Raw genomic sequence first — 17,736 nt, 5'->3', positions numbered from 1 at the left:
TGGGTTTACCCGTCGGAGAAACCTGTGGATTCAGTCACGCAAGCTGCGCTTGGCGCAGCCATTGGCGGTGCCGTGCTGGGCCGGCGCTTGGGCCGAAAAGCCATTCTCATTGGCGCCGTGCTGGGCACCCTGCCTGATCTTGATGTGATAATCGATTACGGCGATGCCGTGGCCAATGTTACCGAGCATCGCGGCTTTAGCCATTCACTGTTTGTGCTAACGGGCTTGGCCACGCTGCTGGCACTACTGAGCGCACGCTTTGCGCCTATCAAGGCGATTAGCCTGCCCCGCTGGTGGTGCTTTTATACACTTATTCTGGTCACGCACCCGCTGCTTGATGCCCTTACCACCTACGGTACCCAGCTGTTGTGGCCACTTGATGTAACGCCTGCGGCCTGGCCGATCATTTTCATTATCGACCCGCTTTATACCCTTGCCTTGCTCATCGCCCTGGGATTCGGTTTCGTCTCTTTGCGGGTAAGAAAGGCCTGCACTTGGGGGCTGGCCATCAGCTGTGTTTATCTGACCATGGCGGCTGGGGCGAAAGTAATGATTGAACAGCGTATCGCCCCAGTGCTGGCGGAGCAGGGGCTACAAGAGGCTCCCCTGCTGATTCAGCCAACCCCGTTCAATATTGTACTATGGCGCGCCACAGTGATGGATGGGGATCGCTATTATGAAAGTTTGATTAGTGTGTTTGACGGTAATAGCCCGCCACGCCTTGAACCACTGATTCGTAACGCAGCGCTGGAAGCCCCTCTTTTAGCTAGCCTGCAAGGGCAGCGCTTGGCGTGGTTTGCAGGGCCTTTTCTGCGCTATGAAGAGCGTTGGCTGGATGGTAAAGAGACGCTTATTGCCACCGATATACGGCTCGGCTTTCCAGGGTTTCATCCGTTTAGTTTCACCCTGGCTACGTTAGAAGAGGAGCGCTGGGTACCGCTGGCGGTGAGCGAACAAGTGGAAAGCTCACGCGGCATTCAGATGACAACGCTCTCCCGGCTTGCCGCTCGCGCCGCGGGCAACTCCTCGGCCCTCTGCGCCAGCGACTTTGTAGCGCAGGAGTGGCGGGCCGAGCGTGTCATCTATCGCTGCTGAGCGACCTCTTTATTGGATAAACCTAGGGGGCAATACCCTGGCCACAGCCGCTATACTGCTCACCACCGTAGGTCAGGGTGACCCTTGCTGGGAAAGGCTTTCCGCTCATGTTGTCAAAACAGGCACCGGCGTCAATGCGCACGCGGAAAAACGGCTCAACGTCGGCGTTTTCGATAACCACTCGTCCCGCTTCATTGTCCATCACACTGACCATATAAGGTAATTCGAGGCGCTCTTCCCCATAGTTCGTCTCCATGGTCAGCGTCGGCGTATCATGCGCTAACGCAACGCTCCAACCAGGCTCGTTACCCTGGCCAAAGAACATCACGCCAGGCTTCACCGCTCGAGTTAAGGCGTCACGCTGTTCGGCCAGAGAGCACTGCAGTTGCCCCCGCGGAGTTTCTACCAGCGCTTTGTCACCCCGATTCCAGAAGCTGATTTCACCATCTTGATAACGGGCACCGCTGGCCACAACGGCTTGTGGCAGTCGCCATGCGCCGTGCAGCGACCACAGGCGCAGATCGTTGGTATTGGTCGCGGTCACTAAGTGTTGTTTCGCAGGCTCGCAGTGCCATGCGGCAAATTGTTCAGCGGAGCCAGGAAACAGCGCCGAAGGCAGGAAGGGAGCCCGGTTATCTAGCGTGGCTTGATTGGCAACTGCTGTTTCGGCGGTGGGCGTCGCTGCACACCCTCCTAGCACGACCATCACGCCTGCTGCGAAAACAGCACCACTCCATACTCTTAACGTATTCATTTACCGCGCTCCCTGTATGACTTTTTCTATGATGACTCGTATTCATTACCCGCGCTTGAATGCCTGCAAGTCATGCGTATCAATGCTCTCAACTTGGGGGGGCAACCCCAGCTCTTCGCGTTTGATCTTAACCTGCATTTTTTCAGCCAGCCGCTCCGAGTCGTCGTCGGTGGTACGCCCGTTAAGCTCTGCCAACTGCGACATGCCCTGGTGATAGAAAGTGAGTAGGTCCAAGGCTGTGCGATTATTCTCTTCCACTGCTTTACGTAGCTGGGAAAGGTAGCCGCTGACTTGCGACAAGTGATGTTTGAGCTGCCAGACATAGCGTACTTCGGTCATCCACGGGCGCTCACGCAGCACGGCAAAAAGTGCACTGGTGGCCAGTAACCCAAGTAGTACACCAAGGGCGTTGAGCCAAAGACTGCTGCCAAAGGTGGTCGTGAGCAGCATGGAGAACAGCAGGCCAAAAATAATCAGTTGCCCTGCCATGGCAAAACTGATCATGCGGGCTTTACGGCGGTAAGTCTCAGGGTCGTGATCTTCTAGGGCAAATACCATGGCCAGCCTCATCATCAAAATAAGTTACTTATGATACGGGGCTGGCCATGGCAAACAAGTACTAGTGTTAGCGAGGCTTAACTCAAACGCTCCGCGGCTGTTTTAAGTAAGTGCTCGGTAGTCTCCCAGCCCACGCAGGCATCGGTCACCGAAACACCGTAGCGCATAGTGCCTGGCTTGAGCGGCTGCTTGCCTTCGAATAGATGGCTTTCCAACATCAATGCCACCAGATTGGCTTCCCCCGACTGGCGCTGGGCGAGTACATCCAGCATCACTTCGCTCTGGCGACGGTGATCCTTACGTGCGTTAGCGTGGCTGCAATCCACCATCAGCCGTGGGTTTTGGCCCGCGTTACGTAGTGCGGTGGTAGCAGCACGTACGTGCTGAGTCTGGTAGTTGGGTTCACCGTGACCACCGCGCAGTACTACGTGGGTATGTGGGTTGCCCGTGGTTTGCTGGACGATCGGATGGCCTTGAGGATCGACGGCAAAACGCTGGTGCGGGTGGGCCGCCGCACTCATAGCATCAATCGCAACTTGAACATCGCCGCTGGTGGCATTTTTGAACCCCACCGCCGCGGCTAAATCACTGGCTAGCTCCCGGTGCAGCTGCGATTCAGTGGTGCGCGCGCCTATGGCGACCCAGCTCAACAAATCGTCCAGGTAAGGTGCCAGCATCGGCTGCAAGAGCTCGGTGGCCACCGGCAGGCCACGCGCCGCCACGGCGTGCATCAGCTCACGGGAGAGCGCCAGGCCGCGGGGCATATCGCCACTGCCATCTAAATCAGGATCGTAGGCCAGCCCTTTCCAACCCACGGTGGTGCGGGGTTTTTCAATGTAGACACGCATCACGGGTAATATCTGCCCGCTCACTTCTTCACTGAGTGCTGCCAAGCGGTCGGCGTACTCAAGCGCGGCATCAGGGTCGTGCACTGAGCAGGGGCCGACCACCACGAGTAGACGGTCATCGTGACCGCTTAAAATTTGCTGTACAGCGTGACGCTGGCGGGCAATTTGCTCGCTTAGCGGGTCGCTTAACGAGACACGTTGACGCAGTTCGGCGGGGGTAGGCAGCCTTTTGGGGGTGGTAGGCGTAAGCCGCGATGTGACCTGGGCAGTATTGACGGCTGGTTTATTTACAACAGAGCTGATGGGCGCATTCATGATTAATTCTCCGCAATCGTACATCGTTTGACTAGGTGACCACCCAGGCGCACGCGGTCGGAGGTGGCAGCTAGCACCGACCGCGCGTCGCTAAATCGCCATCCATAGCCATAGCCCACATAGCCGGTAGCGAACGCGTTAGTCAGTGCACGATAAATCATGATGCTGCTCCTCGATGAAATAGTGATGAAAATTAACCAACCCCGTCAGTAGCAGGGACTAAAAATGCCAAAAGCCCCGGCGGGGTTACCGACCGGGGCTTCTGTGCTTGCGGCAGGCAACCGAGTGGTGTGCCTGATGGCGCGACGTTAGGCGTCGGCCAAGGGCACACCGTGGCTAAACCAATACCAATAAGAGCCTGCGCTACTCATGAGCGCACACACGCCATCAGCCATGTCTGGCAGTGGTTTCATCGTGTGTGGCGTGGTGAGTCGCTGCATGTTTCTATTTTCCGTTAGTAATGGCTCGCCCGAAAGAATCGTCCGCTAAGGCTGCCGCAATGATGTTGTGGTTTTTATCCTGCCTGCAAGCGCTGCAAATGGCAACACTCAACCGCTAAAAGCTTGTACCCAGCCAATCGTCGCAGGCAGTGCTGCCATGCTAACCAATACCACTATGCCGAGAAAAATGGATAAAAAGCCAGATTCGTCTTTATAGTCTTCGTCGTGATGGGCCATGTTAGCCTCCTTTTTTATCAACGCTATATCAGGGGAGTCTCAAAAAACCTGCGGCCATATTAAGTAGTTCGAGGGGCGTAGGCAAACACATCCGAAAACACTCGCTCAAGCTTCACGCCTTTCGTGTCGAGCACATCCAAGCAGGCATATACCATGCCTCGTGAACCCGAGATATATACATCATGGGTGTCCGGCGTTATCTCTGCGTCTTTCAAGACCTGGTCAATACGCCCCTGGTGGTGGTTGATCCGCTCGCCCACTGCCATCGGCTCTTCTAACGGAAGCTCGGTCACTGCATGAAACGAGACGTTAGCGTGGGTTTGCGCCCACGAACTCGCCAATTGCTCCAAGTACAGGTCGCGGTGTTCACGCGCTGCCCACCATAGCGAAATTTCACGCTCTGGCTGTTCGTGGAGTACTGCTTCAATAATCGCTTTCATCTGCGAGAAACCGGTGCCAGCGGCTATCAGCATTAGTGGCCGCTCGCTCTGACGATCCAACACGCAATCCCCACCCGGCAAACGCAAGGTAAGCTGGTTGGCCACCTGAAGCAGCTCACGTAACCGCGCTGAGTTATCCCGCTCTGGCCAGTGTTGGATATGTAGCTCAATGATGCCATCACCCCGTTCAGCGCTGGCAATCGAAAACGGTACCCAGGTTGTGTCGTCTATCTTTAGTTCTAAATATTGCCCCGGCGCATGCTGCATGGCTTCGGCGCGCCCGGCTAGCGTTACGCCAAACACATCGGGGTTTAAGTTCTCAACCTCGGTGACTTGGCAAGTCAACGTCCTTGCACTCATGAAAGCCTCTTTTAACAAATTCGGTCAGCGATACGCATGATCAACGGCTGTCTTCAGTCTATCAAAGGCGAGAGGGCGGTAACTCCAGGCCTATGCCCAGGGCTTCCCAGCGTTCATCTACCCGCGCTTTAACCGCTTCGTCCATCACAATAGGGGTGCCCCATTCGCGATCGGTCTCTCCCGGCCACTTGTTGGTGGCATCAAGCCCCATTTTCGAGCCAAGGCCTGAGACCGGCGAGGCGAAATCGAGGTAATCGATCGGCGTATTCTCGACCATCACGGTGTCCCGTGCGGGATCCATCCGAGTGGTAATCGCCCAGATCACATCTTCCCAATTGCGAGCATCCACGTCGTCGTCCAGCACAATCACAAACTTGGTGTACATGAACTGACGCAGAAAGCTCCATACCCCCATCATGACGCGCTTGGCGTGGCCGGGGTACTGCTTCTTCATCGTCACGACCGCCATACGATAAGAGCAGCCTTCCGGTGGAAGATAGAAGTCGACAATTTCGGGGAACTGCTTACACAGGATCGGCACAAACACTTCGTTCAACGCTAACCCAAGAATCGCGGGCTCATCCGGTGGTCGTCCGGTGTAGGTGGAGTGATAGATCGCATCACGACGCATGGTCATCCGCGTGACGGTAAATACCGGGAAGTGGTCGACCTCATTGTAATAACCGGTGTGGTCACCAAAGGGGCCTTCCGCCGCCATGTCGTCCGGATAGATAAAGCCTTCGAGGATAATCTCGCTGGATGCGGGCACATCAAGATCCGCATGACCGCACTTTACAAGCTCGGTGCGTGAACCACGCAGCAGGCCCGCAAAGGCGTATTCTGAAAGCGAGTCCGGCACGGGGGTTACGGCGCCCAAAATCGTCGCCGGGTCGGCACCCAGCGCCACCGCGACCGGGAAAGGCTCGCCAGGATGGCTTTTTTGGAACTCCAGAAAATCCAAGGCGCCGCCACGATGGGATAGCCAACGCATAATCAGCCGGTTCTTGCCAATCTTTTGCTGTCGGTAAATTCCTAGATTTTGGCGCTTCTTGTTCGGCCCTTTGGTAATCACCAGCGGCCAGGTAACCAGCGGCCCTGCATCGCCTGGCCAGCAGTGCTGAATCGGCAGCAGGCCAAGATCGACCTCGTCGTCTTCATACACCACTTCTTGTACCGGCGCATGCTTGACGTTTTTGGGGCCCATACTGAGCACTTGCTTGAAGATCGGCAGCTTGTCCCAGGCATCTTTCAAGCCCTTGGGCGGATCAGGCTCCTTGAGGAAAGCCAACAGCTTACCCACTTCTCTTAGCGCTTCTACCGAATCTTGTCCCATGCCAAGCGCGACCCGTTTAGGGGTGCCAAACAAGTTACCGAGCAGCGGCATGTCGTGGCCTTTGACGTTTTCAAACAGCAGCGCCGGGCCACCGGCACGCAGCGTGCGGTCGCAAATTTCGGTGATTTCCAGGTAAGGATCGACTTCGACATGAATACGCTTGAGTTCACCCTGCGCTTCAAGCGCCGCGATGAACTCACGCAAGTCTTTGTACTTCAAGGCACGCTCCCTGGCTGGCGAATGCGCCGCGTCAGCGGCGCCCTTATTGACTAACTACTAGCGGCGCTTCATCGCTTCAAAGAACTCAAGATTGGTCTTGGTATCTTTCAGACGGTCAATCAGGAATTCAGTGGCGGCGGTGTCTTCCATCGGATTGAGCAGCTTGCGCAGAATCCACATGCGCTGCATTTCATCCTCAGAGGCCAGCAGGTCTTCACGACGTGTGCCACTGCGACGAATATTGATCGCCGGGAATACGCGACGCTCGGCCAGTTTGCGGTCCAGGTGGGCTTCCATGTTACCGGTACCCTTGAACTCTTCGAAGATGACTTCGTCCATCTTGGAGCCGGTGTCGACCAGCGCCGTGGCGATAATCGTCAGGCTGCCGCCCTCTTCGATATTACGTGCCGCACCAAAGAAGCGCTTCGGCTTCTCAAGGGCGTGGGCATCGACACCACCGGTGAGTACCTTGCCGGAGCTGGGTACCACGGTGTTATAAGCACGCGCTAAACGAGTAATGGAGTCGAGCAGGATGACCACGTCTTTCTTGTGCTCAACCAAACGCTTGGCTTTCTCGATAACCATTTCAGCCACTTGCACGTGACGCGCAGGCGGCTCATCGAAGGTCGATGCCACTACTTCGCCACGCACGGTGCGCGACATTTCGGTCACTTCCTCAGGGCGTTCATCGATCAGCAGAACGATCAAATGACACTCTGGGTTGTTGCGCGTGATGGAGGTCGCGATGTTTTGCAACATCAGCGTTTTACCCGCCTTCGGCGGCGATACCAGCAAACCACGTTGGCCTTTACCAATCGGCGCGGTTAGATCGATGATCCGCGCGGTAAGGTCTTCCGTGGAGCCGTTACCGATCTCCATACGCATGCGATCGTCTGGGAACAGTGGCGTCAAGTTCTCAAACAGAATCTTGTGCTTGGCATTTTCCGGACGGTCAAAGTTGATTTGACTGACCTTCAGCAGGGCGAAATAACGCTCACCCTCCTTCGGCGGACGGATTTTGCCGGAAATGGAGTCACCCTTGCGCAGATTGAAACGGCGGATCTGCGAAGGCGATATATAAATATCGTCGGGACCGGCGAGATATGAGCTGTCAGCGCTACGCAGGAAGCCGAAGCCATCCTGAAGAATTTCCAGCACACCGTCGCCGTAAATATCCTCGCCACTTTTGGCGTGTTTCTTGAGGATGGCGAAAATGATGTCCTGCTTGCGCGAACGGGCCAGGTTATCAATACCCATTTCACGGGCGATATCGAGGAGCTCGGGAACGGTTTTTTGCTTGAGTTCAGTGAGATTCATCGGTGTGTTAGAAAGTTGCTCATGGAAGCTGGGCGCCAGGCGCCGGGAGTATGACAGGAGGCGTGAAAGTGACGCCGTGTGATGCGTTCAGACCCCGGTAAAGGCACGCGCTCGAAGATGAAAGGAACGGCGTTGGACTTAACTAACAACGCTGCTGCTAGTTGTTATTAAGACTCAACTCGAGGGTGCTAACACTTGTCTACTCTGGTTCACACAGGAAGAGTGGTTGAACCAGTGGGCTATCTGACGACTTGGAATTCTGGCTGACGCTAACGGGATAAACAATGAATAACGTCTGGGGCGACCAAGGTGCCGTACTTGAACGACGCATGCAAGATGATTTATCTAAACTGTCTATTTAAGCCTTCTATCTAAACGGTCTATCAAAACTATCTTAACAACGAAGTACTTGTGGACACACTAACTAACCAGGTCAGATCAAGCCAGTAGCTCGATGGTAGTCAAGCCCTGCGACAAACGCAAGCCTTTGCAATTGACAATAGATAAAGGTCACCGCAACCTTGGCACAGCCAACACGAAGGAAAGCTCATGCCCAAGGACATTTTGCTCCCCATTGACGCCTCTGCCGCTGAGGCAAACAGCGGCGCGCCGCAGCGATTCGCCGCCATTGACCTGGGCTCCAACAGCTTTCACCTACTGGTGGCCAACTACCAGCATGAACGCCTCCAGGTGGTGGCCCGCTTGGGTGAAAAAGTGCAGCTCGCCGCAGGCTTAGACGATGACGGCATGCTGAGCGAGGCGGCTATGCAGCGCGCGCTAGACTGCTTAGGCCGCTTCGCGCCCTTTTTAAGCGATATTACCAACGCCAATTTGCGCATCGTGGGTACTAACGCGTTACGCGATGCGCATAATAGCCAAGCATTTATCGAACGCGCTGAGGCCCAATTAGGTCACGCCATCGAAATTATTGCTGGGCGCGAAGAGGCTCGGCTGATTTATTTGGGTGCCGCCCACGCCCTGGCCGAAAGTGGCCGTCGATTAATCGTCGACATTGGCGGCGGCTCGACCGAATTCATCATCGGCGAGGCGTTTGAGCCTAAGGCGCTGGAAAGCCTACGTATGGGCTGCGTCACGTTTTCCCGGCGCTTCTTCCCCGACGGTGAGTTGAACGAAAAGCGCATGCGCCGCGCCGAGCTGGCGGCCCTTTCGGAACTTGCCAATATTCAGCGCCCCTATCAGCGCCTGGGATGGGATGACCCGGTCGGCTCCAGCGGCACGATCAAGGCCGCCGCCAGCGTGCTTTATGCCTACGGCGATACGCCCCATGAAGGCGTTATTACCCGCGGCGGCTTAAAGAAGCTGCGCGAGCGCCTGCTCAAGTGCAAACAGCTGGAAAAAGTCGAGCTGGACGGCCTCAAAGCCGACCGCGCCAAGGTTTTCCCGGCGGGGATTGCCATTCTTGGAGCTATTTTTGAAGCCTTCGATTTAACCCAAATGCGCTTCGCCGACGGCGCTCTGCGTGAAGGCGTGCTCTACGATATGGCCGGGCGTAATACCGCAGAAGACTCGCGCTCGAAAAGCCTGGAGTCGCTGCAGCGTACCTACGATGTCGATACGCGCCAGGGGCTTAATGTCGCCGACACCGCCGAGCGCTTATTCCATCAGGTACGCCACGCGTGGTCGCTCAACCCCGATCAAGAGCGCTATTTGCAGTGGGCTAGCCATGTGCATGAAATCGGCTTGGCGATTTCCCACAGCCAGTTCCATCGCCACGGTGCGTACCTGCTGGAGCACTCCGATCTTGCTGGCTTCTCCCGTCCTGAACAGCGCCGGTTGGCGTTTCTGGTGCGCGCGCATCGACGCAAATTTCCGCTTAAAGAGTGGCAGGCTTTGCCCGACGCGCAACAGGAAGTGACGCAGAAGCTCGCCCGGCTGCTACGTTTAGCCGTACTGCTTAACCATTCGCGCCCTGAAACCGCTCCCTCGCTGCCGGAGATAAGCGCTGACAGCGACAGCCTGACCATCACGCTGCCTGCCAGTGATGAACCCACCCTGCTGAGTACCGACTTGGAGCAGGAGCAGGCGTTTATGGAAGCCGCCGGTTTCAAGCTTTTGATACAGCAGGGAAAGTCTGACGGATGAAGCGCGCCCCCTCGGCTTGCCATAGCAGCTTGCCAGGGGGAGCAATCACTCCGATACACGCTGATGCCTGCATGATCACCACCAGCCGTCCGCGCTCCCAGGGCGGTACCTCTGCCTCCTGAAGAAGTCGCTTTACATCGCGCCTACCCCGCGTTGGCAGTTGAATGACCTCGCCCCCCTGTCGCCAAATGACCCTGAGCAGTTGAGACGACGCTTGGGATGGCGTTGGTAACGAAGATACTTGCCAGCCCAGCGGCCCGATGGGCGTTTCCAGGGGCGTTTGACCATCCCAACTAACCTCCCACGCCGGTAGCGGCTCAAGAGGCGCCATCAGATAGAGCCGCTGACGCCACAGGCGCGCCTGAGCGCCCTGCCACTCGACGCATACCTGGGCATCCACCTTCGCTGTTAATTGATCCAGCAGGCTCTCTAGGCGCTTTTGCGGCGGCGTCGGCAACCCTTGCTGCTGGCAAAGCGTACGCACCAAAAGCCGCTGACGGGGGCGCAAACGCGCGCTTAGCGCTGCGGCGTCCAAGTATTGGTTATCGACGCATTGGCCATCAATGGTAAGTAACACTTGCAGCTCTTGCTGGGCATACTCACTCAGCAAGGTGTCGGCTTCGCTGGCATGTTGGGCGCTACTCGCCAAGGCCTCATCTGCCGCTGGCCAACGTTCACGAAGCGCCGGTAGCACCCGGTGGCGCAGGCGGTTGCGATCAAGGCTGATATCGCTGTTGGTAAGGTCTTCGCACCAGCAGAGATCAAGTGACTGCGCGGCTTTCTCAAGCGCGGCCCGCCCCACCGTAAGCCACGGGCGCAGCAGCGTAATAGCGTGGGCATCACGCCGATAAGGCATACCCGCCAAGCCACGTACACCGCTGCCGCGCAGGGCGGCAAGCAGAAAGGTTTCCGCCTGATCATCCTGGTGCTGGGCCAGCCAAAGCGTATCTCCTGCTGGAATGGTTGCGAAGAAGGCCTCATAACGGGCATTGCGCGCCGCTCCTTCAATACCCTCGCCTTGCGTATCCACTACCACCTCGGCGACTGTGAGGGGAACGTTGGCACGCTCACAAAGCGCCCGACAGTGGGCTTCAAATGTCGATGCTGCCGCTTGCAGGCCATGATTGATATGAATGGCTCGCAGGGGGCGTTCTGCTTGTTCACAGACCTGTACGGCTAACGCGAGCAGCAGACAGGAGTCCAAACCGCCCGAGAGTGCCACCCAAATAGAGCGCCCCGGCGGGGTTTCCGCCAGGGCGTCATTAAGCAGGCCTTGAAGCGTACTACGCGGCTGAGGCGCCATAGCTCATCAAGCGCTTGTAGCGACGTTCAAGCAGCGCATCGGTATCCATCGCCTGCAAGCGCTCCAGGCTCGCGGTGAGCGCTTCCTTGACGCGCTCGGCGGTAGAGAGAGGATGGCGATGAGAGCCGCCTAACGGCTCTTTAATCAGCGAATCAACAAAACCCAGCTCCTTCAGGCGCTCGGCAGTGATCCCCATGGCCTGGGCGGCATCAGAAGCCTTGGTGGCACTTTTCCATAGAATCGAGGCGCAGCCTTCCGGTGAGATCACCGAGTAAGTGGAGTACTGCAACATCTGCAGCTCGTCACATACGCCAATAGCCAGCGCGCCGCCGGAGCCACCTTCGCCCACCACGGTCGAGATAATCGGCGTTTTCAGACGCGACATAACGGCCAGGTTATAGGCAATAGCCTCGGACTGGCCACGCTCTTCGGCATCGATACCGGGATAAGCACCGGGGGTATCGATAAACGTCAGAATCGGCATTTTAAAGCGTTCTGCCATTTCCATCAGGCGGCACGCTTTGCGGTAACCCTCGGGGCGGGGCATACCGAAATTGCGGCGAACTTTCTCTTTTACATCGCGGCCTTTTTGATGGCCAATCACCATCACCGGCGACTCGTTCAAGCGTGCAATGCCACCCACCAACGCGGCATCATCGGCGAAGTTACGATCACCGTGCAGCTCGTCAAAGTCGGTGAAGATGTGTTCGAGATAGTCCAGCGTATAGGGGCGCTGGGGGTGCCGTGATAGTTGCGAAACCTGCCAGGGAGTCAAATCCTTGAAGATCGATTCCGTCAGCTTACGGCTTTTCTCTTCCAGCCGAGAGATCTCGTCAGAAAGGTTGACTTGGCTATCAGAGCTGACCAAACGCAGCTCTTCAATTTTTGCCTGAAGTTCGGCAATGGGCTGTTCAAAATCGAGATAATTAGGATTCATCGGCTCTGCCTGGTCAAAATAAGCATGCATATGTGTGTAGAGAGTATAAAGAGCATTATCGCACCCTGACCCTGCTGCGCAAGGTGGGTGCTCGCCCGATTACCCGTTGGCGATACTTTTAACGATAACGTAGCTGCACGCCCGCTTGGCCCTGTACATCCCGCAGCGCCAGCAGTAAATCGTCGCTCGGCGCGACTTTCCACTCATCGGCAAGTTCCAGCCAAGCGACCGCTGCCGGGTGGCGATACTGCAGCCGTACTGGAAGACCAGCTTCATCACGATACGGCGTCAGGCTGTCGCGCAGGGTTTCAATTAAGCGACCATTGATCTGACCCGCGTCCAGCGCCAGTTCCACGGCTTGGCCGTAGCGAATGCGCGCCGTCACCATGGGTGTCACGTCTTTACCACGCAGGCGCAGACCGCCGGAGAACTCATCGCTGGAAACCTCACCCTCAACGATCAACACTTGATCGGCCTCAATCTGACCGCGTAACTGCTCAAAAAGCTCCCCAAACAGCGAGGCTTCAATACGCCCGGTGCGGTCGTCAAGGGTAATAAACGCCATGGTGTCGCCGCGCTTGGATTTCATGGTGCGCACGCCGACCACCAGACCGGCGACACGCTGGGGATCGCGGGAGGGCTTTAAATCACTGATCCGGGTAGACACAAAGCGCTTTAATTCCCGCTCGTACTCGTCGATCGGGTGACCCGTTAGGTAAAGCCCCAGGGTGTCTTTCTCCCCAGAGAGGCGCTCGCGATCAGTCCACTCTCGGGCGTTGATATATTCGGCGTAAACGTTGCTATCGCTGTCGTCAGCTTCAACGAAGGCGTCACCGAACATATCCAGCATACCCAGGTTTTGATTGGTATGGTTCTGAGCGGCGGCTTTCAGCGCATCTTCCATGGCAGCGAATAGCACCGCGCGATTGGGACCGATGGTATCCAGCGCGCCGGAGCGAATCAGTGCTTCCAGGGTGCGCTTATTCATCCGTTTAGGGTCCATGCGACGACAGAAGTCGAAGATATCCTTAAACGGGCCGTCTGCCTCGCGAGCTTCAACAATGGCGCCAATCGGTCCTTCGCCCACGCCACGAATCGCACCCAGGCCGTAAACCACTCGGGCATCGGTATCGACGGTGAACTTGTAACCGCCCACGTTGACATCCGGCGGCGTCACGGTGAGCTTGAGGTTGCGGCACTCCTCAATCAGGGGTACCACTTTATCCAGGTTGTCCATTTCCGTGGACATCACCGCGGCCATAAAGGGCCCCGGATAGTGGGCTTTTAGCCACGCCGTTTGGTAGGAAACCAAGGCGTAGGCGGCCGAGTGCGACTTGTTGAAGCCGTAACCGGCGAATTTTTCCACCAGGTCAAAGATGTTACCGGCAAGATCTTTATCGATACCGTTGGCGGCGCAACCTTCCATAAAGCCATCGCGCTGCTTGGCCATCTCTTCGGGCTTTTTCTTACCCATGGCACGGCGTAGCATATCGGCCTGGCCAAGGCTGTAGCCCGCCATGACCTGAGCGATCTGCATGACCTGCTCTTGGTAGAGAATGATGCCGTAGGTAGGTGCCAACACTGGTTTCAATAGCTCGTGCTGGTAATCCGGGTGTGGATAAGAGACTTCGGCCCGGCCGTGCTTACGGTTGATAAAGTCATCCACCATGCCCGACTGCAGCGGGCCGGGGCGGAACAGCGCCACCAGGGCGATCATATCGTCTAGTGAGTCAGGCAGCAGGCGCTTGATTAGCTCTTTCATGCCACGGGATTCGAGCTGAAACACCGCGGTGGTTTCAGCGCGTTTGAGCATCTCAAAGGTCGGCGCGTCGTCCAGCGGGATGCTGTCGATATTGAGCGGCCCCTGGCCATTGACGCTGCGCACCTTATCGACCATCTCCAGCGCCCAGTCGATAATCGTCAGCGTGCGTAGACCCAGAAAGTCAAACTTAACCAGCCCGGCCTCTTCGATATCGTTTTTATCGAATTGCACCACCAAGCCTGAACCGTCCTCGTCGCATAACAGCGGCGAGAAGTCGGTCAGCTTGGTAGGCGCGATAACCACGCCCCCGGCGTGCTTACCGGTCCCCCGGGTGGTGCCCTCGAGCTTGAGGGCCATCTCCCAAATCTCTTCGGCCTCTTCGTCGTTGCCGATAAACTCTTTAAGCGCGGGCTCCTGCTCAATGGCTTTCGCCAGTGTCATGCCCACTTCAAAGGGGATCAGCTTGGAGAGTTTATCCCCCAGCGAGTAGGGCCGCCCCTGAGCGCGGGCAACATCACGCACCACGGCCTTGGCGGCCATGGTGCCAAACGTCACGATCTGAGAAACCGCATTGCGTCCGTAACGCTCGGCCACGTACTCAATGACCTTATCGCGTTTCTCCATACAGAAATCGACGTCAAAGTCGGGCATGGAGACACGTTCCGGGTTCAGGAAGCGCTCGAAGAGAAGGTCGTAGCCGATCGGGTCCAGGTCGGTGATCTTTTGCGCATAGGCCACCAGCGAGCCAGCCCCCGAGCCGCGTCCAGGGCCTACCGGGACGCTGTTATCTTTTGCCCACTGGATAAAGTCCATTACGATCAGGAAGTAGCCAGGAAAGCCCATCTGGATAATAACGTTGAGCTCAAACTCCAGCCGATCACGGTAGCGCTGGTCGATCGCCTTGTATTCATCGCTGTCGCGGGGATAGCGTTCAGCAGGGAAGAGAAAATCGAGTCGATCCGTTAGGCCATCGTGAGAGACCTTACGGAAGAACTCATCCTGGGTCATGCCCTCAGGAATTTCGAACTCAGGCAGGAAAATCTCGCCCAGACGCACATTGACGCTGCAGCGTTCTGCGATCATGACGCTGTTTTCCAGCGCTTCGGGAATATCCGCAAACAGCGCCACCATCTCGTCGGGGCTTTTTAGGTACTGCTCTTCGGTGTAGCGGCGCTCACGGCGTGGGTCGTCCAAGGCTTTACCTTCGCCGATGGCGACGCGGGTTTCGTGGGCCCAGTAATCGTCGCGCTCTAAAAAGCGAACGTCGTTGGTCGCCACCACCGGTGTGCCTGTCTCAATGGCCAGCTTGACGCTGGCGTGAACGCAAGCCTCTTCCAGCGGGCGCCCGGTGCGTACCAACTCTAGATAAAAGCGATCAGGGAAGGCGACCTGCCACTCTTCAAGCAGTTGCCGCGCTTCTCGTTCGTGGTCAGAGAGCAGATGACGACCAATCTCGCCCTCTCGCGCACCAGACAGCGCAATCAGCCCTTCACTCTGCTCCAGTACCCACTGCTTATCGAGGATGGCGCGCCCCTGGCGCTGGCCATGGGTCCAGCCTTTCGAGATCAACTCGGTAAGGTTGCGATAGCCAACGTCATTCATGGCCAGCAGCGTTAGCCGGTAAGGGTGCGATTCGTCGTGGGGGTTTTGCAGCCATAAATCGCTGCCGATGATCGGCTTCAACCCCGCCCCCTGGGCGGCTTTGTAGAACTTAACCAAACCAAACAGGTTAGTTTCATCCGTCAGCGCCAGCGCTGGCATCGACCGCTCAGCAGTAGTGCTGACCAGCGATTTGAGTTTAACCAAGCCGTCGACCAGGGAGTATTCACTGTGCAAACGTAAATGAACGAACGGGACCGTCATGAGACTCTCAGAAATACGCTAGATGAAGAAGAAATACGTTAAAGCAGCGCCAACTGACGCTGCACCGGCGCAAAACTACGACGATGTTCGGCCAGTGCCCCGTGAGCTGCAAGCGCCGTCAGGTGCTCTTTGGTCGGGTAGCCTTTATGGCGCGCAAAACCATACTCAGGATAGCACTCATCCAAGGCAACCATTTGGGCATCCCGGGCAACCTTGGCCAGAATCGAGGCGGCGGCGATGGCCGCGTGGCGCGCATCGCCCTTCACCACGGCCTGCCCAGGCAGCAGATGGCCAGGTAATTTATTGCCATCGACAAGTAGATATTCCGCCGCCGGTGCCAGTGCATCAATGGCTCGACGCATGGCCAAGTGGGTGGCGTGGTAAATATTCAGCTCATCCACTTCGGCGGCGCTGGCTTCTGCCACAGCAAAGGCTAACGCTCGCTCGCGAATCTGACTGTCGAACGCTTCACGCTTGCGCGCAGTGAGCTTTTTGGAGTCGCTGAGACCTTCAATCGGATTAGCAGGATCAAGAATTACCGCGGCGGCTACCACGCTGCCGATCAGCGGCCCACGTCCTACCTCATCCACTCCTGCCAGACGCTCACCACTGTAGGTAATTTCTAGCGGTTGAAAATCCTTGTGCTCAATTAACCAATGCTCAATGGCCATCAACAGTCTCCAGTGGCTGACCTGCTACTAGCTGGCTGATCGCCTCGGCGGCGCGCCGACTGGCGTTGCGCTGTAGCGTAGCGTGCATCTCGGCAAAACGTGCTTCCAACGCATGGCGGCTTGCCTCATCTGACAGCATGGCACTGAGCTGGTCGGCAATCGCATCGGGTGAGGCGGCCTCTTGAATCAGTTCCGGCACCAGCGTCTCCTGAGCGATCAGATTGGGCAGCGACACCCACTGAGTTTTCACCATTCGCTTGGCTAGCCAATGCGTCATTGGTGCCATCTTGTAGGCCACCAGCATGCTGCGATGGCACAACATGGCTTCCAACGCGGCGGTACCCGAGGCCAGCAGCACGATATCGCTGGCTACCATCGCTTCACGGGCTTGTCCATTGAGCAGCGTGACGCGCTGAGCCAGCAATGGGTAGTGCGTCAACAATTCGCTAATTTCACGATGACGATCCACCGTCGCGGCAGGAACCACCACGCGCAGCGCTGGGTGGCGCTGGCAGAGCAGTTCGGCGGCGGCAAGAAAGGTATCGCCCAAAAACCGAATTTCATTGGCCCGAGAGCCTGGCAACAGCGCCAACACCTGGCTATCAGGCGCCAGCTCCAGCGCTTGGCGGGTGGCAACACGGTCATTTTCCAGCGGCATTTCGTCGGCCAGAGGGTGACCCACAAAGGCGACGGGGACACGGTGTTCGCGATAGAAGGCGGCTTCAAAAGGCAGCAGTGTCAGCATGCCGTCTACCGACTTGGCAATACCTTTTACCCGCCCCTGTCGCCACGCCCATACGGAAGGGCTCACGTAGTGGGCGGTCGTCATGCCCGCTTCACGGAGCTGGCGCTCCAGGCCTAAATTGAAATCAGGGGCATCGATACCGAGCATGATATCTGGCTGCCAGGCCAAGGCTTCGGCTTTCAGGGTTCGACGCACACGGATCAGTTCTGGGAGGTGCTTGAGCACTTCAACCAGCCCCATTACCGCGAGGGTCTCTAAAGGAAAGCGGCTCTCCATGCCTTCTGCCTGCATGCGCGGCCCACCAATACCGCGAAACTCGACATCTGGATGACGTGCTTTGAGTTCACGCATCAGCCCAGCGCCAAGAATATCGCCGGAGAGCTCTCCGGCCACGAGGTAGACGCGGTGCAGGGTCATCATTGCAAGATCACAGACG

15 protein-coding genes are annotated in these 17,736 nt (G+C 57.1%); 2 read left to right on the top strand and 13 right to left on the bottom strand.

What is annotated here, in order from left to right; genetic code table 11:
- Positions 1-24 precede the first annotated feature (24 nt).
- Positions 25-1,095 (top strand): metal-dependent hydrolase, encoded by a 1,071-nt coding sequence (locus ACWI0H_RS02750; protein WP_485874734.1) that lies wholly within the window; start codon positions 25-27, stop codon positions 1,093-1,095.
- A gap of 22 nt (positions 1,096-1,117) precedes the next feature.
- Here the strand turns inward: ACWI0H_RS02750 and ACWI0H_RS02745 are convergent, their stop codons facing one another.
- The 8 genes from ACWI0H_RS02745 to rho all read right to left on the bottom strand — a co-directional run bounded on the left by ACWI0H_RS02745 (position 1,118) and on the right by rho (position 7,916).
- Entirely contained in the window at positions 1,118-1,849 is a 732-nt protein-coding gene (locus tag ACWI0H_RS02745) for an MliC family protein (protein WP_008959853.1), read from the bottom strand.
- A 45-nt stretch (positions 1,850-1,894) separates the two neighbouring features.
- Positions 1,895-2,407, bottom strand: coding sequence for a DUF3087 family protein (locus ACWI0H_RS02740; protein WP_008959854.1), 513 nt, complete (start codon positions 2,405-2,407; stop codon positions 1,895-1,897).
- A 77-nt stretch (positions 2,408-2,484) separates the two neighbouring features.
- A complete protein-coding gene (locus ACWI0H_RS02735; RefSeq protein WP_485874733.1) occupies positions 2,485-3,570 on the bottom strand; it encodes a 3-deoxy-7-phosphoheptulonate synthase in 1,086 nt (361 codons plus the stop codon).
- 2 nt (positions 3,571-3,572) lie between these two features.
- Entirely contained in the window at positions 3,573-3,731 is a 159-nt protein-coding gene (locus tag ACWI0H_RS02730) for a hypothetical protein (protein ID WP_008959856.1), read from the bottom strand.
- A 387-nt stretch (positions 3,732-4,118) separates the two neighbouring features.
- Positions 4,119-4,247, bottom strand: a complete 129-nt coding sequence (locus ACWI0H_RS02725; protein WP_008959857.1) for a hypothetical protein — start codon at positions 4,245-4,247, stop codon at positions 4,119-4,121.
- 59 nt (positions 4,248-4,306) lie between these two features.
- Complete coding sequence (locus ACWI0H_RS02720) at positions 4,307-5,047, bottom strand: FAD-binding oxidoreductase (protein WP_485874732.1); 741 nt, start codon at positions 5,045-5,047, stop codon at positions 4,307-4,309.
- 61 nt (positions 5,048-5,108) lie between these two features.
- On the bottom strand, positions 5,109-6,599 hold the full coding sequence (gene ubiD / locus ACWI0H_RS02715; RefSeq protein ID WP_485874731.1) for a 4-hydroxy-3-polyprenylbenzoate decarboxylase: 1,491 nt from the start codon (positions 6,597-6,599) through the stop codon (positions 5,109-5,111).
- Between the two features lie 57 nt (positions 6,600-6,656).
- The gene (rho, locus tag ACWI0H_RS02710) at positions 6,657-7,916 is read right to left on the bottom strand and encodes a transcription termination factor Rho (protein WP_007111700.1); all 1,260 of its coding nucleotides are present in this window, start codon (positions 7,914-7,916) and stop codon (positions 6,657-6,659) included.
- A gap of 549 nt (positions 7,917-8,465) precedes the next feature.
- Here rho and ppx point away from each other — a divergent pair.
- The gene (gene ppx / locus ACWI0H_RS02705; protein WP_485874730.1) at positions 8,466-10,019 is read left to right on the top strand and encodes an exopolyphosphatase; all 1,554 of its coding nucleotides are present in this window, start codon (positions 8,466-8,468) and stop codon (positions 10,017-10,019) included.
- On the opposite strand, the gene tilS is transcribed toward ppx, so the two are convergent.
- The 5 genes from tilS to lpxB form a co-directional block, all read right to left on the bottom strand.
- Positions 9,982-11,322: a tRNA lysidine(34) synthetase TilS gene (tilS, locus tag ACWI0H_RS02700; RefSeq protein ID WP_485874729.1), complete on the bottom strand. Its 1,341-nt coding sequence runs from the start codon at positions 11,320-11,322 to the stop codon at positions 9,982-9,984. The genes ppx and tilS overlap by 38 nt on opposite strands.
- On the bottom strand, positions 11,303-12,259 hold the full coding sequence (gene accA, locus ACWI0H_RS02695) for an acetyl-CoA carboxylase carboxyl transferase subunit alpha (RefSeq protein ID WP_101147401.1): 957 nt from the start codon (positions 12,257-12,259) through the stop codon (positions 11,303-11,305). Before accA ends, tilS begins: the two co-directional genes overlap by 20 nt.
- A gap of 118 nt (positions 12,260-12,377) precedes the next feature.
- Positions 12,378-15,884 carry a DNA polymerase III subunit alpha gene (gene dnaE, locus ACWI0H_RS02690; protein WP_485874728.1) on the bottom strand — a complete coding sequence of 1,169 codons (3,507 nt, stop codon included), beginning with the start codon at positions 15,882-15,884 and terminating at the stop codon, positions 12,378-12,380.
- 38 nt (positions 15,885-15,922) lie between these two features.
- Entirely contained in the window at positions 15,923-16,555 is a 633-nt protein-coding gene (gene rnhB / locus ACWI0H_RS02685; protein WP_336273564.1) for a ribonuclease HII, read from the bottom strand.
- Entirely contained in the window at positions 16,545-17,717 is a 1,173-nt protein-coding gene (gene lpxB / locus ACWI0H_RS02680) for a lipid-A-disaccharide synthase (RefSeq protein ID WP_336273617.1), read from the bottom strand. Before lpxB ends, rnhB begins: the two co-directional genes overlap by 11 nt.
- Positions 17,718-17,736 lie beyond the last annotated feature (19 nt).

It is taken from the genome of Halomonas sp. NYA30, assembly GCF_976980765.1.
Note: the sequence above shows the minus strand (reverse complement) of the source record. Positions and strands in the feature narration are given on the sequence as shown.

Excerpts from the sequence above, each read along its gene's own strand:
- ACWI0H_RS02745 (WP_008959853.1), bottom strand. The coding sequence starts at position 1,849 with ATGAATACGTTAAGAGTATGGAGTGGTGCTGTTTTCGCAGCAGGCGTG.
- ACWI0H_RS02740 (WP_008959854.1), bottom strand. The coding sequence starts at position 2,407 with ATGGTATTTGCCCTAGAAGATCACGACCCTGAGACTTACCGCCGTAAA.
- ACWI0H_RS02725 (WP_008959857.1), bottom strand. The coding sequence starts at position 4,247 with ATGGCCCATCACGACGAAGACTATAAAGACGAATCTGGCTTTTTATCC.
- dnaE (WP_485874728.1), bottom strand. The coding sequence starts at position 15,884 with ATGACGGTCCCGTTCGTTCATTTACGTTTGCACAGTGAATACTCCCTG.
- accA (WP_101147401.1), bottom strand. The coding sequence starts at position 12,259 with ATGAATCCTAATTATCTCGATTTTGAACAGCCCATTGCCGAACTTCAG.
- tilS (WP_485874729.1), bottom strand. The coding sequence starts at position 11,322 with ATGGCGCCTCAGCCGCGTAGTACGCTTCAAGGCCTGCTTAATGACGCC.
- ppx (WP_485874730.1), top strand. The coding sequence starts at position 8,466 with ATGCCCAAGGACATTTTGCTCCCCATTGACGCCTCTGCCGCTGAGGCA.
- lpxB (WP_336273617.1), bottom strand. The coding sequence starts at position 17,717 with ATGACCCTGCACCGCGTCTACCTCGTGGCCGGAGAGCTCTCCGGCGAT.
- ACWI0H_RS02735 (WP_485874733.1), bottom strand. The coding sequence starts at position 3,570 with ATGAATGCGCCCATCAGCTCTGTTGTAAATAAACCAGCCGTCAATACT.
- ACWI0H_RS02720 (WP_485874732.1), bottom strand. The coding sequence starts at position 5,047 with ATGAGTGCAAGGACGTTGACTTGCCAAGTCACCGAGGTTGAGAACTTA.
- ACWI0H_RS02730 (WP_008959856.1), bottom strand. The coding sequence starts at position 3,731 with ATGATTTATCGTGCACTGACTAACGCGTTCGCTACCGGCTATGTGGGC.
- rnhB (WP_336273564.1), bottom strand. The coding sequence starts at position 16,555 with ATGGCCATTGAGCATTGGTTAATTGAGCACAAGGATTTTCAACCGCTA.
- rho (WP_007111700.1), bottom strand. The coding sequence starts at position 7,916 with ATGAATCTCACTGAACTCAAGCAAAAAACCGTTCCCGAGCTCCTCGAT.